The organism is Pseudorhodoferax sp. Leaf265 (assembly GCF_001422365.1).
Classification (GTDB): Bacteria; Pseudomonadota; Gammaproteobacteria; order Burkholderiales; family Burkholderiaceae_C; genus Pseudorhodoferax.
In genome coordinates this window covers 82,353-104,682 of record NZ_LMMT01000040.1, presented here as the reverse complement: position 1 = coordinate 104,682, position 22,330 = coordinate 82,353, and the positions used below count along the sequence as shown (strand labels likewise).

Sequence of the window (22,330 nt, the reverse complement as noted above, 5' to 3'; positions counted from 1 at the left end):
GTGTCCGTCAGGGTGGGGGTAGGGTGAAACGGGTGAATGAGAAGGGCGGCTCGGACGCCGCTGGCTCGTGCCAGAGCCGGTGCCAGGTGCCGCGCACGACGATGCCGCGCGCTTCGGCCGGTGCAGGCACGGTGGTGGGCGTGACCGGTGTCCAGGGCGCCCGCGGCCCTGCGCGTTCGGCGATGCGGTAGCGGAAGCTGTAGAACGGCGCCGCACCCATGCGCAGGTCCGACAGCAGCAGGCTGTCGCCCTCGGCGTTGGCAAGCAGGAAGCCGCTTGCGAACCAGCGCAGCCGCGCGACGGCCGGGGTCTGGGCCAAGGCCTGCAGCGCGGCCGTCTCGCCGGTGTGGCGCGTGAAGCGCAGCGGGCCGCGGTCCACCGGCAGTGAGCGGTAGCCTTCCAGCATGCCGTCCGGCGTCAACGCGACGACGCGCCACAGCAGCGTGTTGAACGGCGTGGGTGTGGAGAAGAAGGGCGCACCGGCCAGGCCCTGCGCGGCCAGCGCGGCGCGGGCTTCGCGGTCGACCAGCGTCTTGGCCAGCAGCGACCAGCCCAGGTAGGCGCTGGACAGCACCAGGCCCCAGGCCAGGAAACCGCGCGCCACGGGCTGCCCGCCCACGGCCAGCACGGCGACGAAGGCCACGAGCAGCGGCAGCGTGTAGGCCGGGTCGATGATGAACACGCTGGACCACATGGTGGGCTGCGGTGGCAGTGGCCACCACAGCTGCGTGCCGTAGACCGTGAAGGCGTCCAGCAGCGGATGCGTGAGCAGCGCGAGCCAGACCGCGAGCAGCCAGCGGCCGGGTGCATCGCGCACGGGCGACCAGCAGCGCCTGAGCAGCAACCACAGCAGCAGGCCGAACAGCGCCAGCACGGGCAGGGCGTGCGAAGGCCCCCTGTGCCAGGTGACCAGCGTGACGGCGTCCACGCCCATCCAGCGCATGGGAAAGCTGTCGAGGTCGGGCAGGGTGCCCAGCACGGCGCCGGCCAGCAGGGCGCGGCGGCGATGGGCGGCGGGCACGGCCATGGCGGCCACGCTGCCGCCCAGCACGACCTGGGTCAGGGAATCCAAGGCGTCAGCGCTTGCGGCCGCCGAAGATGCCGCCCAGCACGCCGCGCAGGATCTCGTTGCCGATCTTGGTGCCCATGGTGCGCATGGTGGACTTGGCCATGGTCTGCACCAGGCCGTCGCGCTTGCCGCCGCGCGGGCCCGTGGAGCCGAACAGCAGGTCGTTGAGGCCGTCCATCATCGTGCTGTTGCCGCCAGCATCCTGGCGCGCACCGGCCGTGGCCTTGGCGTCGGCTGCACCGGCCGCGGCGTCCTCGGCGCGGCCCTTGAGCTTCTCGTAGGCGGATTCGCGGTCGACCACCTTCTCGTAGACGCCGGCCACCAGCGAGCTGGCGATCAGCGCCTGGCGCTGCTGCGGCGTGATCGGCCCGACCTGGCTGCCCGGCGGCAGCATGTAGACGCGCTCCGTGATGCCGGGGCGGCCCTTGGCGTCGAGCAGGCTGACCAGGGCCTCGCCCACGGCCAGCTCGGTGATCGCGGCCTCGATATCCAGGCCTGGCTTTTGCCGCATGGTGGAGGCTGTCGCCTTGACGGCCTTCTGGTCGCGCGGCGTGAAGGCCCGCAGCGCATGCTGCACGCGGTTGCCCAGCTGCGCCAGCACGGTGTCGGGAATGTCTAGCGGGTTCTGCGTCACGAAGTACACGCCCACGCCCTTGGAGCGCACCAGCCGGACCACGAGCTCGATGCGCTCGATGAGCACCTTGGGCGCCTCGTTGAACAGCAGGTGGGCCTCGTCGAAGAAGAACACCAGCTTGGGCTTGTCGGGGTCGCCGATCTCGGGCAACTGCTCGAACAGTTCGGACAGCAGCCACAGCAGGAAGGTGGCGTACAGCCGCGGCGAATTCATGAGCTTGTCGGCCGCCAGCACGTTGACCATGCCGTGGCCGTTGTCATCGGTCTGCATGAAGTCTGCGATGTCCAGCATGGGCTCGCCGAAGAACTGGTCGCCGCCCTGGCCCTCGATCTGCAGCAGGCCGCGCTGGATCGCGCCCACGCTGGCGGCGCTGATGTTGCCGTACTCGGTGGTGAAGCTCTTGGCGTTGTCGCCCACGTGCTGCAGCATGGCGCGCAGGTCTTTGAGGTCCAGCAGCAGCATGCCGCTGTCGTCGGCGATCTTGAACACCAGGTTCAGCACGCCGGCCTGGGTCTCGTTGAGGTTGAGCATGCGCGCCAGCAGCAGCGGCCCCATGTCGGAGACGGTGGCGCGCACCGGGTGGCCTTGCGCACCGAACACGTCCCACAGCTGCACGGGGCAGGCCAGCGGTGTCGGTGCTTCGATGCCGCGCTCGGCCAGAATGGCCGCCATCTTGGCGTTGGGGGTGCCAGCCTGGCTGATGCCGGTGAGGTCGCCCTTGACGTCGGCCATGAACACCGGCACGCCGATCTTCGAAAAATTCTCGGCCAGCGTCTGCAGCGAAACCGTCTTGCCGGTGCCCGTGGCGCCGGTGATCAAACCGTGCCGATTGGCCAGGCCCGGCAGCAGCTCGCACTGGGTGTTGGCGTTCTTGGCGATCACGAGCGGCTCGGCCATGGCTGGGTGTCCTTCAATCGAAAAGTAAAATCCGCGCCCGAGATTAAATCAGACCGATAGAAGGATTCTTCGTGGCCGGACACAGCAAATGGGCGAACATCCAGCACCGCAAGGGCAGGCAGGACGAAAAGCGGGGCAAGATCTGGACGCGCATCATCCGTGAGATCACGGTCGCGGCCCGCCAGGGCGGCGGCGATCTGTCCGCCAACCCGCGCCTGCGGCTGGCCGTGGACAAGGCCAAGGCGGCCAACATGCCGGCCGACCGCGTCAAGTACAACATCGACAAGGCCACGGGCAATGCCGAAGGCGTGCACTACGAGGAAATCCGCTACGAAGGCTACGGCATCGCGGGCGCGGCCATCATCGTCGACACCATGACCGACAACCACGTGCGCACCGTGGCCGAGGTGCGGCACGCCTTCAGCAAGTACGGCGGCAACATGGGCACCAACGGCTCGGTGGCCTTCCAGTTCAGGCACTGCGGCCAGATCGTGCTGGCGCCTGGCGCCGACGAGGACAAGGTCATGGAGGTGGCACTGGAGGCCGGCGCCGACGATGTGATCACCGACGCGGACGGCGCCATCGAGGTGCTGACGCCTTACCCGGAGTTCGAGAAGGTCAAGAATGCGCTGGAGGCCGCCGGCTTCCAGCCGGAACTGGCCGAGGTGACGATGCGTGCCGAGAACACCATCGAACTGAGCGGCGAAGACGCCGAACGCATGCAGAAACTCATCGACGTCCTGGAAGATCTGGACGACGTGCAGAACGTCTACCACAACGGGGCGCTATGAAAGTATTGGTGATCGGCGGCGGTGGCCGCGAACATGCACTGGCCTGGAAACTGGCGCAGTCTTCCCGCGTCACGCGCGTCTACGTGGCGCCCGGCAACGGCGGCACGGCGCTGGACGAGCGGCTCGTCAACCTGCCCATCACCGACGTGGTGGCGCTGCGCGAATGGGCGCAGAAGGAACACATCGCGCTCGCCGTGGTCGGCCCCGAGGGTCCCCTGGCCGCCGGCGTGGTGGACGAATTCCGTGCCCACGGCCTGCGCGTGTTCGGCCCGACCAGGGCCGCCGCCCAGCTGGAAAGCTCCAAGGCCTTCTCCAAGGCCTTCATGCAGCGCCACGGCATCCCGACGGCCGAGTACCAGACCTTCAGCGATCCGGCGCAGGCCCATGCCTACGTGGACGCCAAGGGCGCGCCCATCGTGGTCAAGGCCGACGGCCTGGCGGCCGGCAAGGGCGTGGTCGTGGCCACCACGCTGGCCGAGGCCCACGAGGCCATCGACTTCATGCTGGTGGACAACACGCTGGGCGTGGCGCACAACGCAGGCGGCGCGCGCGTGGTGATCGAGGAGTTCCTGGCGGGCGAGGAAGCCAGCTTCATCGTGCTGTGCGACGGCAAGAACGTGACCGCCCTGGCCACCAGCCAGGACCACAAGCGCCTGCAGGACGGCGACCAGGGCCCGAACACGGGCGGCATGGGCGCCTATTCGCCGGCGCCCGTGGTCACGGCCGACGTGCACGCGCGCGCCATGCGCGAGATCATCCTGCCGACCATCCGCGGCATGGAGAAGGACGGCATCGCCTACACCGGCTTCCTGTACGCTGGCCTCATGATCGACGCCCAGGGCCGGCCCAAGACGCTGGAGTTCAACTGCCGCCTGGGCGACCCCGAGACCCAGCCGCTGCTGATGCGCCTGAAGTCCGACCTGTTCGAGGTGCTCTGGGCCGCCACCGAGCCCGGCCCGCATGGCAAGCTCGACCAGGTCGAGCTCGAGTGGGACCGCCGCATCGCGCTGGGCGTGGTGCTGGCCGCCCACGGTTATCCGCTGACGCCGCGCAAGGGCGATGCGGTCACCGGCCTGCCGGCTGCCGAGCCCGACGCGGTGGTGTTCCACGCCGGTACCGAGCGCGACGCCGACGGTACCGTGCGCGTGAGCGGCGGCCGCGTGCTGTGCGTGACCGTGCTGGCCGACAAGGTCAAGCTGGCCCAGCAACGCGCCTACGAGGTCGTGCGCGGCATCCAGTTCGACGGCATGCAGTACCGCCGCGACATCGGCCACCGCGCCGCGAAATGACGGCCGGCGCCGCTGCACAGTTCGCGGCCTGGCTGCGCGGCCTGCAGGAGGAAATCTGCAGCGCCGTCGCCGCGGTGGATGGCGGCCGCTTCGTGACCGACCCCTGGACCAAGGGCCCCGACGAGGTGCTGCAGGGCGAGGGCGTCACGCGCATCCTGGAGAACGGTGCCGTGTTCGAACGTGCGGGCTGCGGCTTCTCGCATGTGCGCGGTCCCAAGCTGCCGCCCTCGGCCACGCAGCACCGCCCGCAACTGGCGGGTGCGCCGTTCGAGGCCATGGGCGTTTCGCTGGTGTTCCACCCGCGCAACCCTTTCGCGCCCACCGTGCACATGAACGTGCGCATGATCGCGGCCGGCCATCCTGGCGAGGTGCCGGTGTGCTGGTTCGGCGGCGGCATGGACCTCACGCCCATCTACGGCTTCGAAGACGACGCGCGCCACTTCCACCAGGTCTGCCGCGATGCGCTCGCGCCCTATGGCGACGACAAGTACCCGCGCTTCAAGCAGTGGTGCGACGAATACTTCTTCTTGAAGCACCGGCAGGAAGCACGCGGCATCGGCGGCGTGTTCTTCGACGACTTCTCCGAGCTCGGCATGGTGCGCAGCCAGGCCATGACCCAGGCCGTGGGCGCGGCCTTCCTGGGCGCCTACCTGCCCATCCTGGAGCGCCGCAGGGGCATGGCCTATGGCGAGCGCGAGCGCGCCTTCCAGCTGTATCGGCGCGGACGCTACGTGGAGTTCAACCTGGTCTGGGACCGCGGCACGCACTTCGGTCTGCAGTCGGGTGGGCGCACCGAGTCCATCCTGCTGTCGATGCCGCCGCAGGCGGCCTGGTCCTACCGCCACACGCCAGAGCCCGGCTCGGCCGAGGCGCAGCTGACCGCGCACTTCCTGGTGCCGCGCGCGTGGATCTGAGCGACGCTTCGCTGCTGCGCGTCGGCGTCTACGGTGGCGCCTTCGACCCGCCGCACAACACCCATGTGGACCTGGTGCGCGCCGCCATGGCCCGGTGGCAACTCGACCGGTTGCACGTGCTGCCCACGGGCCAGCCCTGGCACCGCCCACGGCAGCCCACCGACGCGGTGCACCGCCTGGTCATGGCCGAACTGGCCTTCGAGGGCATCCCTGGCGTGGTCGTGGACGCGCGCGAAATCGAGCGTACCGGCCCCAGCTATACCGTGGACAGCCTGCGGGAACTGCAAATCGGCTATCCTCGCGCCCGGCTGCACCTCTTGATCGGCTCCGACCAGGCGCGTGCATTGACCAGTTGGCACGCGTGGCAGGAGATCGTGAAGCTGGCAACCCTGTGCGTCGCCGCCCGTGTGGACGACGCCGCGCCGCAAGGCCAGGTGCCCGACCTGGCATTGCCGGGCGCGACAATCGACTTCCTCCAGACCGTTCCGGTGGCGACCAGCGCCACTGAAATACGCCAGCGCGTCGCGGCGGGCCAGGGCATTGCCCATCTGGTTCCGCCCGCCGTTGCAGGCTATATTGACCAACACCACCTCTACCGTACCGCTCGATGACCACTGGCCCCTCCACGGAATCCGCCGCCAAGAAAGACACCCAGAAGCTGCAGAGGTCCATCATCGATGGCCTCGAAGACGTCAAGGCGCAGGACATCCAGGTCTTCAACACAGAGCACCTGTCCCCGCTGTTCGAGCGCGTGATCGTCGCCTCGGGCACCTCCAACCGCCAGACCCGCGCGCTGGCCGCCAGCGTGCGCGATGCGGTGCGCGAGGCCGGCTTCGGTAAACCGCGCATCGAGGGCGAGGACAACGGCGAGTGGATCATCGTGGACTGCGGCCCGGCCGTGGTGCACATCATGCAGCCCAGCATCCGCCAGTACTACCACCTGGAAGAGCTGTGGGGCGACAAGCCCGTGCGCCTGAAGCTCGGTGCGCCCAAGCCCGCCGCGCCGGTCAAGGCGGTCGAGAAGGCGCCAGCCAAGAAGGTCGCGGCGAAGACCACCGCCAAGACGCCCGCAGGCAAGAAGGCTGCCGCCAAGAAGGCCCGCAAGCCCGAGCCCGAGTACGCACCCGAGCGCCCCGTGATCGAGGCACCGGCCCGCAAGAAGGCGCCGGCGAAGAAGGCGGCACCGGCCGCCAAGACCGCCGCGCCCGCCAAGAAGGCCGCGGCCAAGAAGGCACCCGCGAAGACCCCGGTCAAGACCGTGGTCGTGGGCAAGCCGGCGGCGAAGAAGGCGGCGCCCGCCAAGAAGGCCGCCCCGCGCCGCTGATCCGCGCGTGAAGCTCGTCATCGTGGCCGTGGGCCTGCGCGTGCCCGACTGGGCACAGACGGCCTACGACGATTACGCCAAGCGTTTTCCTGCCGAGCTGCGCGTCGAGCTGCGCGCCGTCAAGACCGAGCCACGCGGCTCGCGCACGGTGGCCCAGATGCAGGCCGCCGAGCGCGAGCGCATCGCGACCGCCATCGCCTCGGCCGTGGGCCGCAATGCGCGCGTGGTCGCGCTCGACGAGCGCGGCAGCACGCTGACCACGCAGGCCCTGGCCACGCGGCTGACGACCTGGCAGCGCGAAGGCGACGGCGTGGCCCTCGTGATCGGCGGGCCCGACGGCCTGGAACCAGCCTTCCGCCAGAGCGCGCACGAGCGCATCCGCCTCTCGGACATGACGCTGCCGCACGCCATGGCGCGCGTGCTGCTGATCGAGCAGCTCTACCGCGCCTGGTCCATCAACGCCAACCATCCCTACCACCGCGAGTAGGTTCTCCCGGCATGCCCGATTTCGTCTACCTCGCCTCGCAGAGCCCGCGCCGGCGCCAGTTGCTCGACCAGATCGGCGTGCGCCACGAACTGCTGCTGGCCGCGCCGGGTGAAGACGCCGAGGCGCTCGAAGCCGTGCGCGGCCGCGAGGCACCCGCGCGCTACGTGCAGCGCGTGACGGCCCTGAAGCTCGATGCCGCCGTGGCACGCCTGCGCGCGCGCGGCCTGGTTGACGCGCCCGTGCTCTGCGCCGACACCACGGTGGCGCTGGGCTCCACCATCCTCGGCAAACCCGATGACGCTGACGACGCCGCCCGCATGCTGGCTGCGCTGTCCGGCCACACGCACCGCGTGCTGACGGCCGTGGCCGTGCAGCATGGCGGGCAGCGCCTGCAGGCGCTGAGCGTGTCCGAGGTCTGTTTCGATGCGCTCACGCCGGCCCAGATCGCGGCCTACGTGGCCAGCGGCGAGCCGCTCGGCAAGGCAGGCGCCTATGCGGTGCAGGGCAGGGCGCAGACCTTCATCCGCACGCTGCGCGGCAGCTACACGGGCATCATGGGCCTGCCGCTGTTCGAGACCGCGCAGCTGCTGCGCCAGGCCGGCATCGACTGCTGAATTCCTAGCGCCGGACTTGTCCCGGCCGCCTGTGGATATCGTTGGGGACAGGCATGGGAGGGCCGGTACCAACGCCAGCGCCCATGCGGCCTGCCACAGGATTGCCTTGTTTTCGGGCAGCCGGCGCGCTGTGGAGGACCGGCTTTTTGGACGCAGCACCTGCATGGTCGGCGCACGATGTCCACCGTGCCCTCGCCATGCCCCTGCGGTCAGGTAGCCGATCTTCCCCGTGTGCCCGCGATCTCGACCAGGCTGGCGCACACGCCGGGCTTGTGCGTTTGGAGGCCGTGGGCGCGACTACACTCGCGCCACACCAGACCGACCCAGAACAAGGAGCCGCCGTGACCACCGCCAAGCCTGCCCGCAAGTCCACCACCGCCAAGGCCAAAGCCGCCGCCCCCGCGCGCAAGCCAGCGGCCAAGCCCGCCCAGGTCGAAGCCCTGCTGCCCAACATGACGCGCGACGCGCTGGGCGAAGTCACCGAGACGCTGGAATTCATGTGGTCGGCCACGAAGACCGTGTTCGGCGACAAGGCCCGGCCCGAGCACGCGATCTCGCTGCTGCCCTATGCGCTGGATGCGCTGGAAGTGCGCCGCCTGCTGGCCGAGGACATGGCCAAGCAAGCCAAGGCCGCCAAGTCCAAGTCCTGATCCGCCTGTTGTCGATTTCGGCCCACGCCATGCGTCGTGGGTGCAGAGGGTCGTCCTCGGCTTGATCAGGAGTACCGCATGTCCGCTTCCGCCCACACCGTTCGCCTGCACCGCGTGCTGCGTGCGCCGCCCGAACGTGTCTACCGCGCCTTCGTCGACCCCGAGGCCATGGTCAAGTGGCTCCCGCCGCACGGCTTCACGGCCAAGGTGCACACCATGGAGGCACGCGTGGGTGGCAGCCACCGCATGTCGTTCACCAACTTCACGACCGGCAGCAGCCACAGCTTCGGCGGCACCTACCTGGAACTGGTGCCCGGCGAACTGCTGCGCTACACCGACCGCTTCGACGATCCCAGCCTGCCCGGCGAGATGCAGGTCACGGTGCGGCTGGCCCAGACCGTGGTCGGCACCGAGATGCATGTGGAGCAGCAAGGCATTCCGGCCGTGATCCCGGCCGCCGCCTGCATGCTGGGCTGGCAGGAATCATTGACGCTGCTGGCGCAGCTGGTCGAAGCCGAGATCCCCGACGGCGCATGACGCAGGCCTTGCCGCGCCGTGGCCGGCGCTGACGCGGTGCAGGCCGCGCGCGTGCACGGCGGGCCGGATGCCACGGGCCCGGCCGCGCACGATTTCTCGACCAACGCCAACGCCTGCGGGCCATGCCCTGCGGCGCTGCAGGCGCTGCAGGTCGCCGACCCCACGCGCTACCCCGATCCTGGCTACGGCGCGCTGCGCGAGCAACTGGCGGCCTTCCACGGCGTTGCGCCCGCGCGCGTGCAGGTGGCAGCCAGTGCCAGCGAATTCATCATGCGCATCAGCGCCGCTGTGGCTCAGCCGGATGCCGCGGTGCGGGTGCCCACCCACGCCTACGGCGACTACGCCTGGGCCGCGCAGGCGCAGCGGATGGCCGTGCACAGCACCGATGGCCCGGCCCGGCTGGTCTGGGCCTGCGAGCCGTCCTCGCCGCTGGGCCAGGCCCATGCCGGCCTGGCAGCGCAGCTGCAGGCCCTGCCACCGCTGGTGCCGCTGGTGCTGGACTGCGCCTACGCACCGCTGCGCCTGGCCGGCCAGGCGTCGCTCGACAGCGCGCAGCACCAGCAGGTCTGGCAGCTGTGGTCACCCAACAAGGCCCTGGGGCTGACCGGCGTGCGCGCGGCCTACGCCATCGCGCCGTTGCAGGCCGACCTGCAACTGCTGGCGCGGCTGACGCAGCTGGCGCCGTCCTGGCCGGTCGGATCGCACGGTGTGGCCATGCTGCAGGCCTGGACCGGCCGCGCCGCGCAGGACTGGCTGGCCGCCAGCCTGGCGCAGCTGCGCGCCTGGAAGGCACGGCAGGCGGCGCTGTGCGCAGGCCTGGGCTGGCAGGTGCTGGCCAGCGACACGAACTTCTTCTGCGCGCGGCCACCCGAGCCGGCACGCCTGATCGGGGACCTGGCCCGGCTGCGCGAGCAGGGCGTGCAGCTGCGCGACTGCGCTTCCTTCGGACTGGCCGGCCATGTGCGGCTGGCCGCGCTGGCGCCCGTGCACCAGGATGCATTGGCGCGGGCCTGGCTGCGTCGCTGAGCGCGTACGATCCAGACCCGGACAACACGAACAACGAGGAGCCGCTGTGCGCACCGTCGCCGACACCCGGTCGCTGCGCGCGCGCTCCACAGCAAGGAACGCATGCAGCAGGACATCCTGATCAACTGGTCGCCGCAGGAGACGCGCGTGGCCATCGTCGAACACGGGGCCGTGCAGGAGCTGCACCTGGAACGCACGCTGGAGCGCGGCCTGGTCGGCAACGTCTACATGGGCAAGGTGGTGCGCGTGCTGCCCGGCATGCAGTCCACCTTCATCGACATCGGATTGGAGCGCGCCGCCTTCCTGCACGTGGCCGACCTGCTGCCCAGCGCCGCCGCCGTGCGCGGCGAGGGCGAGCCGAGCCAGCCCAGGCCCGGCGGCAATGGCCAGGTGCCGATCGAACGCCAGGTGTTCGAGGGCCAGGCACTCATGGTGCAGGTCATCAAGGACCCGATCGGCACCAAGGGCGCTCGGCTGTCCACGCAGATCAGCATCGCCGGCCGGCTGCTGGTGTTCCTGCCGCAGGACGAGCATGTGGGCGTGTCGCAGAAGATCCCGGCAGCCCAGCGCGAGGACCTGCGCCGGCGCCTGCAGGCCCTGGTGGGCGATGCCGCCAGCGGTGGTGGCGGCGGCTTCATCCTGCGCACCAATGCCGAGGACTCCAGCGACGCAGAACTCGCCGAGGACATCGCCTACCTGCGCAAGGCCTGGGCCCGCACCAAGGCCGCAGCGCAGAAGCTGCCGCCGGCCTCGCTGCTGCACCAGGACCTGGATCTGCTGCAGCGCGTGCTGCGCGACCTGGTGACCGAGGAGACGCAGAGCATCCGGCTCGATTCGCGCGAGCAGTTCGACAAGCTGCAGGCCTTCGGCCGCGAGTTCATGCCGGCGGCCACGCAGAAGCTGCAGCACTACAAGGGCGAGCGGCCGATCTTCGACCTGTTCTCGATCGACGACGAGGTCGCCAAGGCCCTGGGCCGGCGCGTGGACCTCAAGTCCGGCGGCTACCTGATCGTCGACCAGACCGAGGCCCTGACCACGGTGGACGTGAACACCGGCGGCTATGTCGGCGCGCGCAACTTCGACGACACCATCTTCAAGACCAACCTGGAGGCGGCCGGCGCCATCGCGCGCCAGCTGCGGCTGCGCAACCTGGGCGGCATCATCATCGTGGACTTCATCGACATGGTGCGCGACGAACACCGCGCCGCCGTGCTGGCCGAGTTGCGCAAGCAGCTGGGCCGCGACCGCGTGAAGACCACGGCCAGTGGCTTCTCGCCGCTGGGCCTGGTGGAGATGACGCGCAAGCGCACGCGCGAATCGCTGGCCCACATGCTGTGCGAACCCTGCGCGATCTGCCGCGGCACCGGTGCCGTGAAGACCGCGCGCAGCGTGACCTACGACATCCTGCGCGAGATCCTGCGCGAGGCGCGCCAGTTCAACCCGCGCGAGTTCCGCGTCGTGGCCTCGCCCAAGGTGGTGGAGCTGTTCCTGGACGAGGAGAGCCAGCACCTCGCCGGCCTGTCGGACTTCATCGGCAAACCGATCTCGCTGCAGGCCGAAAGCGCGATGGGGCCGGAGCAGTACGACATTGTCCTGCTTTGAGCTTTCTGCGAAGCGTCAAGAGCCTGCTTCTCGAGGGCTCGAGCTGGCGCGCGGCAGGGCGCCGCCGGTACCGCGCGCGCAGCGCTGACTGCGCAGACCAGACTGCGTCTTCACAGTTCTGACACAAAGCTGCCCTGCGATCCCCAGACACTCCACTGGATTTGGAGACACATCATGAGCAGGACAGGTACTTTCGGCATCGTGGGCAGGCTGTACGTGATCACTGCTGCATTGGTCGCCATCTTGGCCGCCACAGCGGTGATGGGTTCGATCAAGCTCGACGAGATCGTCCAGATCGCCGAAGAGACCCAGTCGCACCGCGTGGCACAGCTGCAAAGGATTGCGGCGATCGAGCTGAATGTCACGCGCGTCTCGCTGCAACTGCGCCACGCCATCCTGTCGCGCACACCGCAGGAGCTGCAGGCAACGTTCCAGGACGTCCAGGCCAAGCGCGCGCTCCTCGGCGAGCTGGTGGCCGAATATGGCTTGCAACTCAAGAGTGCCGACGCCGCCAGCAGGATCGCCGAGATCGAAAAGCTCTCGGCCGCGTTCTGGAAGGTGGGTGAGCAGAACATCCAGCTCATCCGGGATGGACGCAAGGAAGAAGCCTTCGCCTTCCTCGTTGACAGCACGATTCCGGCGCGCAACACGCTGTTGGGCGTTCTCGCAACCAATGTCAAGTTTCAGGAGGAGCGGCTGCGGGCCGACCTGTCGCGAGTCAGCCAGGACGCGATGGCCGTCAAATGGGCGCTGCTGCCTCTGGTGGCGATCATCACCCTCGGTCTCCTCGCTTTTGCCTGGTACCTCGCCAGCACCTTGCGCGGCCGTGTGGCCCGCTCCTGTGCGGTTGCAGAACGCGTGCGTGATGGCGACCTGACACAGGACATCGTCGACCGGCGCCGCGACGAGTTCACGCCATTGCTGTCGGCCTTGTCTGCCATGCAGCAGTCGCTCATCACCGTCGTCGATGGCGTGCGCGACCACGCCGAAGGGGTTGCCACCGCCAGCGCCGAGATTGCGCAGGGCAACGCCGATCTGAGCCACCGCACCGAGCAGCAAGCGTCGGCCGTTCAGCAAACGGCTGCGGCCATGGACCAGCTGAGCGCGACGGTGCAGCAGAACGCGGCCAACGCCGGCGAGGCCAACACGCATGCCAACGCAGCCCGCGCGGTGGCCGAACGCGGCGGTGTCGCGGTCGGCGAGGTGGTGGTGACGATGAAGTCCATCAGCGAAAGCAGCAAGAAGATCGCCGACATCATCGGTGTGATCGACGGCATCGCGTTTCAGACCAACATCCTCGCTCTCAACGCGGCCGTGGAAGCCGCCAGGGCCGGCGAGCAGGGGCGAGGCTTCGCGGTGGTGGCAGGTGAAGTCCGCACCCTGGCTGGTCGCTCGGCGGAGGCATCCAAGGAGATCCGAGGCCTCATCCAGGAGAGCGTCGCACGCGTCGAACAAGGTGCGCAACTCGTCGATCGCGCCGGCGCGACGATGCAGGAAATGGTCGATTCGATCCACAAGGTCACCGAGGTGGTGGGCCAGATCAGCAACGCCAGCACCGAGCAGGGCCACGGCGTGAGCCAGGTCGGCCTGGCCATCACCCACATCGACGAGGCGACCCAGCAGAACGCTGCACTGGTCGAAGAAAGCGCTGCAGCGGCGGCCAGCCTGGACCTTCAGGCCAAAGAGCTGGTGGCTTCGGTCGCCGTCTTTCAGACCCGCAAGTCCGCGATGCACACGCCTGCGAGCGCTCCCCCTGCGCGCCCCAAGAAGCCGTTGCGCAGGCTGCCGGCGAACCTCAAGCCCGCTTGACCCGAGGCAAATGGCGCCAGCACCGCCACAGTCCCGCCACATTCGATTCTGCGATCTCCACAGAATGGAGGATGACGGGCACTTGCTAGCCCGTGTCCAAGAGGATCGACATGAATCTGGTAGTGATCGCGACGGGGGCGTCGGCAGAGCAGAGGGCCATGGGCGCCAGGGCTGCGGCCCATGTATTGCGCAGTGCGGGCCTGAGCCCGGAGGCCGCGCACCGGGCCCATGAGCAGCTTGCGCGTGCGCAGGCCCAAGCCGCCGCGGCGGACACCAGCCCCGCCATGGTGCGTGCAGCGCGCACCTGGCAGATCGCGGGCCGCGCGGCGATGGTGGCCTGCTGCGGCATGGTCTCGGCAGACTTTCGTTTGCTGGTCGGCCCGTGATGGGACGCGGTGAACGGCTAGCCAGGCGGTGCAGTGCCCGCCCGCCAACGCCCGGGACCGGCACCGCGCGCGCGCCGGCCACAGGTGCGCACGACGCCGTCGTGCCGGTGGCCGTGCGGCGACGCCATCTGCATCCAGACGTATGAGCGTGTCATTGCGTGGCCGGCCGCTCTCGTGGCGGCTCACGGCTGGATTCATCGCCTTCGCCGCCGCCATCCTGTGCCTCGGAAGCCTGGTCCTGCACCAGGCCGAACGCTGGAGCGAGCGTGCCGCGGTGGACACCTTGCGCGCCACCGTCCAGCTCGGTGCCCGCGGCATGAACGCATGGCTGGCGGAGCGCTTCGCGGATGCGGACGTGTTCTCCAGCCACGCCAGCATGCAGCACGTGCTGCGCCATGCGGTGGAGCGCGGCGTCGGCAAAGCCGAGGAAGAAGACATCCAGAATTCCCTGGACGCGATCCGCCAGCGCTACGGCTACCCGTCGGTCAGCATCATCGACACCGAGCAGAAGCTGGCGGTGTTCTCCAGCGGTGTCCGGCCGCGCCACGCCGACATCGCCCTGGCCACCGCCGTGGCGGGGGTCGACGGCGTGCGCTGGATCGATTTGCCATTCCCGGGCTCGGCCAACGCCTACCGCGCTGCAGTGGTGCGCCGCATCGCCGCGCACGGCCCGCTGGCGCACTTCGTGTTCTACCTCGAGGTGGACCCGGTGCAGCTCGTGCGGGCGCTGACGCAATCCAGCCCGAAGGTGTTCGACGGCCATGGCATCCTGATGCGGGTGCAGGACGGCAAGCCCGTGCGCTTCGGCAGCATCGGCGGCCCCGCGGGCGAATCGCTGGCGGTCGTCGACGACGTCGTGGCCGGCAGCATCGAACACCGCCTGCTGACCGCGCCCCAGAACCTCGTCAAGGGCGTGTCAGGCAGCGGTCACGAAGCCATCGCCATGCGCGAAGCCTTGTCGCTGCCAGGCTGGTATCTGGTCGGCGTGCTCGACGAGACGGAGATCCACGCCGGCCTGAGAGAGCCGACCCGGGTGGCCATGGTTGCCTACGGCGTGCTGCTGGCGCTGGTGGCGGCCGGCCTGGTGCTCTGGCTGCGTGCGGAACGCCACCACCACTTCCAGCGGGAAGCCGAGATGGCGGGCTTCTACGACCAGATCCTGCGCGGTGGCGATGCGCTGTTCGTGCTCAACGACTGGCGCGGCAAGGTCGTCGATGCGAGCGAGTCCACGCTCAAGGCATTCCGCCTGGCGCGCGACCAGCTGATCGGCAGCGACATCATGGCGCTGGCACCCGACAGCGAACGCGATGCCGTGCTGGAGATGGTCAAGGGCATGCGGCCCGGCGACTCGCGCCGGTTCACGGGCCAGCGCCGCCGTTCCGACGGCAGCATCTTCTTCGTCGAAGGCAGCGTCGGCCTGCTGGAAATCCAGGGCCGCCGCTACTTCCACAGCGTGGCCACGGACGTCACCCAGGCGCGCGAGCTGCAGGCCCGCCTGCAGCAGGCGGCCAGCGTCTTCGAGCTCGCGCCGGCGGCCATCGTCGTGTGCAACAGCGAGCGGGAGGTCGTCTCCGTCAATCCGGCGTTCACGGCCATCACGGGCTACACGCCCGAAGAGGTGCTGGGCGTGCCGGTGGAGGCGCTCACCACGGGTGCCGACCCCGAAAAGAACGCCATGATGGTCGCGGCCGTCCTCGAGAACGACTTCTGGGAGGGCGAGCTGGAGGGACGCCGCAAGAACGGCCAGACCTACCCGCGCCACATGCTGGCCGCCGCGCACCGCGACGCGAGCGGCGAGGTCTACCAGTTCGTCGGCATGTTCACCGACCTCACGGCGCTGCGCGAGGCGCAGACGCGGGCCGAGTTCCACGCCAACCACGACCAGCTTACCGGCCTGCCGAACCGGCGCCGCCTGGATGCGGTGCTGCCCACGCTGGTCCGGCAAGCCGCCGAGCGGGACAGGAGCCTGACCGTCGTCGTGCTCAACCTGGACCGCTTCAAGTCCATCAACGAGTCGTTCGGGCTGCCCGAGGGCGACAGGATGCTGGTCGCGCTGGCGCAGCGGCTGCAGGCCTCGCTGCCCGCGGACAAGCTGTTCCACTTCGGCGCCGACGAATTCGTCGGCCTGCTCGAAGGGCCACCGGTCGGCCACGCGCTGACCATCAACCGCATGCTGGAAGTGGCCTGCTGCAAGTACACCGCGGGCACCCATGCGATCACGCCCTCGGTCAGCGTGGGCGTGGCCAGCTATCCCGAGCTGTCGCAGGACGCCGAATCGCTGCTGCGCAACGCCGGCGCCGCGCTGAGCACGGCCAAGTGCCGCGGCGGCAAGACCTGGCAGCTCTACGAGCCCGCGATGAATGCCTCGGCGCACGACGACATGCTGTTGGCGGTGGAGCTGCAATCGGCCATCGAACACCGCCAGCTGGAACTGCATTACCAGCCCCAGGCCCGTTTGTCCAACTGGTCCCTGACCGGTGTCGAGGCGCTGCTGCGCTGGAAGCATCCGCGGCGCGGCATGGTGTCGCCGGCGCGCTTCGTTCCCATCGCCGAAGCATCCGGGCTCATCGTCGAACTGAGCCAGTGGGTCCTGGAAGAAGCCTGCCGGACCTGGGCTGGCTGGTGCAGCGACGGCCTGCTGCCGCCGCCCATCGCGGTGAACGTCTCGGCCCTGCAGTTCAGCCGGCCGGGCTTCGTCGAGCAGGTGCAGCAGACCATGGCGCGCTTCGGGGTCGCGCCGCATGGCCTGGTGCTCGAGCTGACGGAGAGCCTCATCATGGAGAGTTCCGAGGCGGCCGTCGCGACCATGGAGCGCCTGTCCGCCATGGGCGTGCGCATTGCGCTGGACGACTTCGGCACCGGCTACTCCAGCCTGAGCTACCTCACGCGGTTCCCGCTGGACAAGCTCAAGATCGACCGGTCCTTCGTCCTGCCCATCGGCACGGCGAAGGGGCAGGAGGCCGAGGCCATCGTCCAGTCGGTGGTCTCGATGGCCAAGGCCCTGCGGCTGCGCGTCATTGCTGAAGGGGTGGAAACCGACGAGCAGGCGAACTTCCTCAAGGACTGCGGCTGCGACGAGATGCAGGGCTACCTGTACTCCAGGCCGATCCCGGACGAGGCGCTGCGCAGCCTGCTCGAAACCACCTTGCCGCTCAGAAGCGCGGCCGCGCCTTCCGGGCTGCAGCCCCTGTTCGGGCGCGAAGGACGCTGAGCCGGCGCCCCCTGCGCACGGCAAGGCATCGCCTCAGCGCCCAGTGGCACGGGCCAGCGTCTTGAGCGCTGCGGCCAGCCCCTGGCGCGTCGTCCAGTAGTCCTGCCACGGATCGCGCTCCTGGAAGCTCAGGTACTCGCGTGCCGTGGCGATGGTCCATTGCGCACCGCTCCTCAGGTCGGCCAGCTGCTCCCAGGCGACCGGCATGGACACGCCCAGGCCTGGGCGCGAGCGCGCCGAGAAGGCCGCCGCCGTGGTGGCGCCGTGGCCGTTGCGCAGGTAGTCCACGAACAGCTTGCCGACGCGGTTCTTCGGCCCGCTCTTGGCGACGAAGCGCGCGGGGATGGTGCGCGCCAGGTGCTGCACCACGGCCTGGGAGAAATCCTTCACCGCCGCGTAGCCCAGCCGCGGCGCCAGCGGCACCACCACATGCAGGCCCTTGCCGCCGGAGGTCTTGAGCCAGCATTGCAGCCCGAGTTCCCGCAGCAGGGCACGCACCAGCAGCGCCGCCTCCTGCACCTGCTGCCACGGCGTGCCTTCGCCGGGGTCCAGGTCGAACACGATGCGGTCGGGCTTGTCGATGCTGCTGGCGCGCGAATTCCAGGTGTGGAACTCGATCACGTTCATCTGCGCGCAGGCCAGCAGGGCCTGGGCCGAGGACACCTCCAGCAGCGCGGCATGCTCGGGCCACAGGCGCTCGGGCAGCTTGCGGACATGGGGGATGGCGAGTTTGTCGTCGTGCTTCTGGAAGAACAGCTCGCCCGTGATGCCGGTGGGCCCGCGCACCAGCGAGACCGGGCGGCCCTGCAGGTGGGGCAGCAACCGGTCGGCCACGCTTTCGTAGTAGCGGACCAGGTCGAGCTTGCGCAGGCCGCTGGCAGGGTCGATCACCCGCTCGGGATGGGTGAGTTTGGTGCCCGTGGCCGGCGTCTTGGTCGTGGGCGCAGGCCGGCCGCCGAGCAGCCTGGGCCGCTCGCGCACGATCAGCGCGGCGGGCTTGTCGCTGCGGATGCCGCGGAAGACCGCATGGCGCACCTTGCCGTCGGCCGTCCATTCGGCGAACGCCACCTCGACCACCAGGCGCGGCAGCACCCAGCGTTCGCTGCCCGCCGCGCGCCGAGACCAGCGGCCGGGCCGGGCGTCCTCGGGCGCCACCGCGGGCTGGTCGGTCCGCAGGCCGGCGAGCCTGGCCATCAGCGCCCGGCCGGTCTCCGAGCCCCAGCCCGTGCCCACCGCCCCCGCGAAGCGCAGCACCGGCCCTTCGTGGTAGCCCAGCAGCAGGCTGCCCACCTCGCCGGCGGCGCCGGCGCGGTCGGTGAAGCCCACCACGACGAACTCCTGCCGGTGCTGGCACTTGAGCTTGAGCCAGCTCTCGCTGCGGCCTGGCGTGTAGGGCGCATCGGCGCGCTTGACCATGACGCCCTCCATGCCCATCCGGCAGGCGGCCTCCAGCAGCTGGCCGGGCAGCACGTCGAAGGACTGGCTCAGGCGCACGATGCCTTCGCCGCGTTCGTCGAACAGCTTGCGCAGCACGTCGCGCCGGCGCGCCAGGGGCAGCCCGCGCAGGTCCATGCCGCCCAGGTAGGGGATGTCGAAGACGAACATCGCGATGTCGTCCGTGCGGGCGTTGTCGATGGCGTTCTGCAGGCGGTTGAAGTTCGGCAGGCCGGCGTCGTCGAGCACCACGATCTCGCCGTCCAGCCACGCGCTGTCCAGCCCCAGGTCGGCGATGGCCCGGGCGATCGGTTCGAGCTTGCCGGTCCAGTCGTGGCCGTTGCGGGTGAACAGGCGCACGCTGCCCTGTTCGCTGCGGGCCAGCAGCCGGTAGCCGTCGAGCTTGGACTCGACGATCCAGTCGCCCGAAGGCACGGCGGACACCAGCGTGGCCAGCTGCGGCTGCAGCCTGGCGGGCAGCGGCGCGCGTTTGGCCTGCTGCAGGTCGGGCGCTTGCAGCGCTGGCCGGGCCGGCGGCCGGACGCGCTGCGGTTCGCGCTGCTCGACCGGGCCCAGCGGGTGCGTGACGACGCTGTCCGGCAGCGCCGCGATGACGTCGTACTCGGTGCCCGGCCGGGCCCAGGCATCGCCGCGCTTCTTGAGGAACAGCCACTGGTCCTGCTGCTTGGCGCCGGGCTTGGAGATGCGCACGAGCTCCCACAGCCCGGCCAGCTTCTGGCCGTGCAGGTGGAACACCAGCTTGCCCTTGGCCAGCCCCGCGCGCGCATCGCCGACGGGCTCCCAGCTGCCGCGGTCCCAGACGATGACCTTGCCGGCGCCGTATTCGCCCTTGGGGATGCTGCCCTCGAAGCTGTTGTAGTCCACGGGGTGGTCCTCCACATGGATCGCCATCTGCTTGACGGCCGGGTCGCAGGAGGGGCCCTTGGGCACCGCCCACGAGACCATCACGCCGTCCAGCTCCAGCCGCAGGTCGTAGTGCAGCCGCGATGCCCAGTGCTTCTGGATGACGAAGGCCAGGGCCTGGCTGTCCGCCTCGGCGCGTGCGCGTGGCGTGCCGGCGGGCTCGGCCGTTTTGGAGAAGTCGCGCTTGGCGTTGTAGCGGGCGAGCGGGGCCGCGCCGTCGGGGCCGGGGGGCGGTGCCGGGCGGGTGCGGCGGGCAGGGCGCGCGGCCGTGTCCGCCCGCGGCGTGCGCTTGGCCCGGGCCAGCGCGAGCTCCGCCCAGACCGGGGCGTGGTCGCTGGCACCCTCGCGGCCGCGCTCGTCGCGGTCCACGCCCGCGTCGCGCACCTTCAATGCCGCGCCGACCAGGATGTGGTCGATGCGCAGGCCCGCATCGCGCTCCCAGCGCTTGCGCCGGTAGTCCCAGAAGCTGAACTGCCGGCCGCCCGGGTGCACGCTCTCCAGTGCATCGGTCCAGCCCTGGGCCAGCACGGCGGCGAAGCGTTCACGGACTTGGGGCTGCAACAGCGCGTTGTCGCGCCAGGTGTCGGGTTTGTAGATGTCCGCGTCCGTGGGCACCACGTTCCAGTCGCCCAGCAGCACCACCGGTTGCCCTGAATCCCACAGCGCCTGCGCGCGCAGGCCCAGGCGCTCGAACCAGCGCAGCTTGTGGTCGAACTTGGGGCCCGGCTGCGGGTTGCCGTTGGGCAGGTACAGGCAGGCGAACAGCACGCCCTGGATGGCCGCTTCGACGTAGCGGGCTTCCTTGTCCTGCGGGTCGCCGGGCAGCGCAGCCGCCACCGGCAGCGGCGCCTGCCCGCGGGCCAGCAGCGCCACGCCGTTCCAGCTGCGCTGGCCGACCACCAGGCTCTGGTAGCCGGCCGCGGCCAGCGCCTGGGCGGGGTAGTCCGTAGTGGGCGTCTTGAGTTCCTGCAGCGCGAGCACGTCGGGCTGCGCGCGCGCAAGCCAATCCAGCAGCAGGTCCAGCCGCTTGCGGACGTTGTTGATGTTCCAGCTGGCGACGCGCATCGTGCGCGGGGCCATGGCTTGCGGTGGCCCCGGGGGCGCCCGTCAGTCGCTGCGGTCGCGCCGGTAGGCTGTCCCGGGCTTCGCCGCCTGGCGGGCCTTGAACTGTTTCCACAGGAAGCCGGCAATGGCCATCAGGATCATCTTGCGCATGGTGTGCTCCGGTGCGTTCTCTCGGTGTCGGGGGTGTTTGGCCGGTGAGTCTGGGGCCGACGCGCGGCAGCCGCTGTAGGCAAGCATGGCCAAAGCCTGTCGGCCGCGGGAGGCGTTCGCGTCACCGGCAGTCCGCGCAAGCGCGGCGCGTTCGGCGTCGCTGGATTGGCGAAGATTTCCGACAGCACACGCCCCCGGTCGCAGCCAGGATGGGCGCATCGGCAAGTTCCTCGTTCCTGCACTCGTTCCTGCACTGAAAGGCACGCATGTCATCCACGCACAAGGATCTCCTGGCCCGCGCCAACGCAGCCGTCGCCCGCGGCGACCACGAGGCTTTCCTGGCGTGCTGCACCGAGGACACGGAATGGACCTTCGTGGGCGACAGGACGCTGCGCGGCAAGCAGGCCGTGCGCGCGTGGATGGACGACAGCTACAAGGCCGCGCCGCCGCGCCTGCGGGTCCACCGCATGGTGGCCGAAGGGGATTTCCTGACGGCCCTGGGCGACATCGTGCTCACCGATGGCAGCGGCCGGCATACCAGGCATGCCTACTGCGATGTCTGGCGCGTGCGCGACGGCCGGTTGGCCGCGCTGCACGCCTTCGTGGTCGAGACCGACGAGGACATCTCTGCACTGGAGCGGCCATGACCGGGCAGGCCGTGCGCCACCGCCATCTGGAGGTCGACGGGGTCCGGGTGTTCGTGCGCGAGGCCGGGGCGGACGACGCACCCGCTTTGCTGCTGCCGCATGGCTACCCCTGTTCGTCGTTCCAGTTCCGGCGGCTGATGCCCGCGCTCGCCGACCGCTGGCACACCGTCGCCTTCGACTGGCCGGGCTTCGGCTACAGCGACACGCCCGCGCATTTCGCCTACGGCTTCGATGCCTACGCCCGGCTCCTGGCCCGCGTGGCGGAGGCACTCGGCCTGGAGCGCCATGGCCTGTGGCTGCACGACTATGGCTCGCAGATCGGCCTGCGCTACGCCATCGCGCATCCTGACCGGATCGCGGCCCTGGTGGTCCAGAACGGCGACATCTACGCCGACGCGCTCGGCCCGAAGTACGCCGCCCTGCGGGCCTGGTGGGCCGACAAGTCGCCCCAGACGCACCGTCCGCTCGACGAGGCGGTGAGCGAAGACGGTTTCCGCGACGAGTTCCTCGGCGAGGTGTCCGGGGAGGTCGCCAGCCGGATCGCGCCCGACCTGTGGAAGCTGCACTGGCCGCTGATGGACACGCCGGCGCGGCGGGCGTTGTCGGTCCAGCTGATGGAAGGGCTGGAGGAGAACCTGCAGTGGTTCCCGCGCTACCAGGCGTATCTGCGCCAGCAGCGGCCGCCGACGCTCATCGTCTGGGGCCCGCAGGATGGCTACATGCCCGAACCGTCCGCGCGGGCCTATCTGCGGGATCTGCCGCAGGCCGAACTGCACCTGCTTGCCGACGCGGGCCATTGGCTGCTGGAGACCCATTTCGAGCAGGCACTGCCGCTGGTCCGCGACTTCCTGTCGCGCACGCTGCGCTGAG

19 protein-coding genes are annotated in these 22,330 nt (G+C 69.9%); 16 read left to right on the top strand and 3 right to left on the bottom strand.

Translation table 11 applies throughout. The annotated features are described in order from the left end of the window. Positions 1 to 7 precede the first annotated feature (7 nt). Complete coding sequence (locus ASF45_RS31920; protein ID WP_056673187.1) at positions 8 to 1,072, bottom strand: metal-dependent hydrolase; 1,065 nt, start codon at positions 1,070 to 1,072, stop codon at positions 8 to 10. 4 nt (positions 1,073 to 1,076) lie between these two features. Then, a complete protein-coding gene (locus ASF45_RS31915; protein WP_056673186.1) occupies positions 1,077 to 2,600 on the bottom strand; it encodes a helicase HerA-like C-terminal domain-containing protein in 1,524 nt (507 codons plus the stop codon). 71 nt (positions 2,601 to 2,671) lie between these two features. Here ASF45_RS31915 and ASF45_RS31910 point away from each other — a divergent pair, with 71 nt between their 5' ends. The 14 genes from ASF45_RS31910 (at position 2,672) to ASF45_RS31845 (ending at position 17,240) form a co-directional block, all read left to right on the top strand. Next, positions 2,672 to 3,391, top strand: a complete 720-nt coding sequence (locus ASF45_RS31910; protein ID WP_056673183.1) for a YebC/PmpR family DNA-binding transcriptional regulator — start codon at positions 2,672 to 2,674, stop codon at positions 3,389 to 3,391. After that, positions 3,388 to 4,680, top strand: coding sequence for a phosphoribosylamine--glycine ligase (gene purD, locus ASF45_RS31905; protein WP_056673180.1), 1,293 nt, complete (start codon positions 3,388 to 3,390; stop codon positions 4,678 to 4,680). The genes ASF45_RS31910 and purD overlap by 4 nt, the downstream gene beginning before the upstream one ends. Beyond that, the gene (gene hemF, locus ASF45_RS31900; protein WP_056673177.1) at positions 4,677 to 5,594 is read left to right on the top strand and encodes an oxygen-dependent coproporphyrinogen oxidase; all 918 of its coding nucleotides are present in this window, start codon (positions 4,677 to 4,679) and stop codon (positions 5,592 to 5,594) included. The genes purD and hemF overlap by 4 nt, the downstream gene beginning before the upstream one ends. After that, the gene (gene nadD, locus ASF45_RS31895; RefSeq protein WP_235581093.1) at positions 5,585 to 6,205 is read left to right on the top strand and encodes a nicotinate (nicotinamide) nucleotide adenylyltransferase; all 621 of its coding nucleotides are present in this window, start codon (positions 5,585 to 5,587) and stop codon (positions 6,203 to 6,205) included. The genes hemF and nadD overlap by 10 nt, the downstream gene beginning before the upstream one ends. After that, positions 6,202 to 6,918: a ribosome silencing factor gene (gene rsfS, locus ASF45_RS31890; protein WP_056673174.1), complete on the top strand. Its 717-nt coding sequence runs from the start codon at positions 6,202 to 6,204 to the stop codon at positions 6,916 to 6,918. Before nadD ends, rsfS begins: the two co-directional genes overlap by 4 nt. A 7-nt stretch (positions 6,919 to 6,925) precedes the next feature. Further along, positions 6,926 to 7,405: a 23S rRNA (pseudouridine(1915)-N(3))-methyltransferase RlmH gene (rlmH, locus tag ASF45_RS31885; protein ID WP_056673171.1), complete on the top strand. Its 480-nt coding sequence runs from the start codon at positions 6,926 to 6,928 to the stop codon at positions 7,403 to 7,405. Positions 7,406 to 7,416: 11 nt separating this feature from the next. After that, complete coding sequence (locus tag ASF45_RS31880; RefSeq protein ID WP_056673167.1) at positions 7,417 to 8,019, top strand: nucleoside triphosphate pyrophosphatase; 603 nt, start codon at positions 7,417 to 7,419, stop codon at positions 8,017 to 8,019. Positions 8,020 to 8,360: 341 nt separating this feature from the next. Then, positions 8,361 to 8,669, top strand: a complete 309-nt coding sequence (locus ASF45_RS31875) for a hypothetical protein (RefSeq protein WP_056673164.1) — start codon at positions 8,361 to 8,363, stop codon at positions 8,667 to 8,669. Positions 8,670 to 8,747: 78 nt separating this feature from the next. After that, the gene (locus tag ASF45_RS31870) at positions 8,748 to 9,206 is read left to right on the top strand and encodes an SRPBCC family protein (RefSeq protein ID WP_056673161.1); all 459 of its coding nucleotides are present in this window, start codon (positions 8,748 to 8,750) and stop codon (positions 9,204 to 9,206) included. Positions 9,207 to 9,224: 18 nt separating this feature from the next. Beyond that, positions 9,225 to 10,232, top strand: coding sequence for an aminotransferase class I/II-fold pyridoxal phosphate-dependent enzyme (locus tag ASF45_RS31865; RefSeq protein ID WP_200932242.1), 1,008 nt, complete (start codon positions 9,225 to 9,227; stop codon positions 10,230 to 10,232). A gap of 102 nt (positions 10,233 to 10,334) precedes the next feature. After that, positions 10,335 to 11,834 carry a ribonuclease G gene (gene rng / locus ASF45_RS31860; RefSeq protein ID WP_056673158.1) on the top strand — a complete coding sequence of 500 codons (1,500 nt, stop codon included), beginning with the start codon at positions 10,335 to 10,337 and terminating at the stop codon, positions 11,832 to 11,834. Positions 11,835 to 12,008: 174 nt separating this feature from the next. Next, positions 12,009 to 13,643 carry a methyl-accepting chemotaxis protein gene (locus tag ASF45_RS31855; RefSeq protein ID WP_056673155.1) on the top strand — a complete coding sequence of 545 codons (1,635 nt, stop codon included), beginning with the start codon at positions 12,009 to 12,011 and terminating at the stop codon, positions 13,641 to 13,643. Positions 13,644 to 13,753: 110 nt separating this feature from the next. Further along, positions 13,754 to 14,029, top strand: a complete 276-nt coding sequence (locus ASF45_RS31850; protein ID WP_156473259.1) for a hypothetical protein — start codon at positions 13,754 to 13,756, stop codon at positions 14,027 to 14,029. Between the two features lie 142 nt (positions 14,030 to 14,171). Next, positions 14,172 to 17,240: a bifunctional diguanylate cyclase/phosphodiesterase gene (locus tag ASF45_RS31845; protein WP_156473258.1), complete on the top strand. Its 3,069-nt coding sequence runs from the start codon at positions 14,172 to 14,174 to the stop codon at positions 17,238 to 17,240. Positions 17,241 to 17,273: 33 nt separating this feature from the next. Here the strand turns inward: ASF45_RS31845 and ligD are convergent, their stop codons facing one another. Then, positions 17,274 to 20,678, bottom strand: coding sequence for a DNA ligase D (ligD, locus tag ASF45_RS31840; protein ID WP_235581092.1), 3,405 nt, complete (start codon positions 20,676 to 20,678; stop codon positions 17,274 to 17,276). 401 nt (positions 20,679 to 21,079) lie between these two features. On the opposite strand from ligD, the gene ASF45_RS31835 reads away from it, so the two are divergent. Together ASF45_RS31835 and ASF45_RS31830 are read left to right on the top strand one after the other, a co-directional pair. After that, positions 21,080 to 21,460, top strand: a complete 381-nt coding sequence (locus ASF45_RS31835) for a nuclear transport factor 2 family protein (RefSeq protein ID WP_056673147.1) — start codon at positions 21,080 to 21,082, stop codon at positions 21,458 to 21,460. Then, positions 21,457 to 22,329: an alpha/beta fold hydrolase gene (locus tag ASF45_RS31830; RefSeq protein WP_056673144.1), complete on the top strand. Its 873-nt coding sequence runs from the start codon at positions 21,457 to 21,459 to the stop codon at positions 22,327 to 22,329. The genes ASF45_RS31835 and ASF45_RS31830 overlap by 4 nt, the downstream gene beginning before the upstream one ends. The last annotated feature ends 1 nt before the right edge of the window (position 22,330 follow it).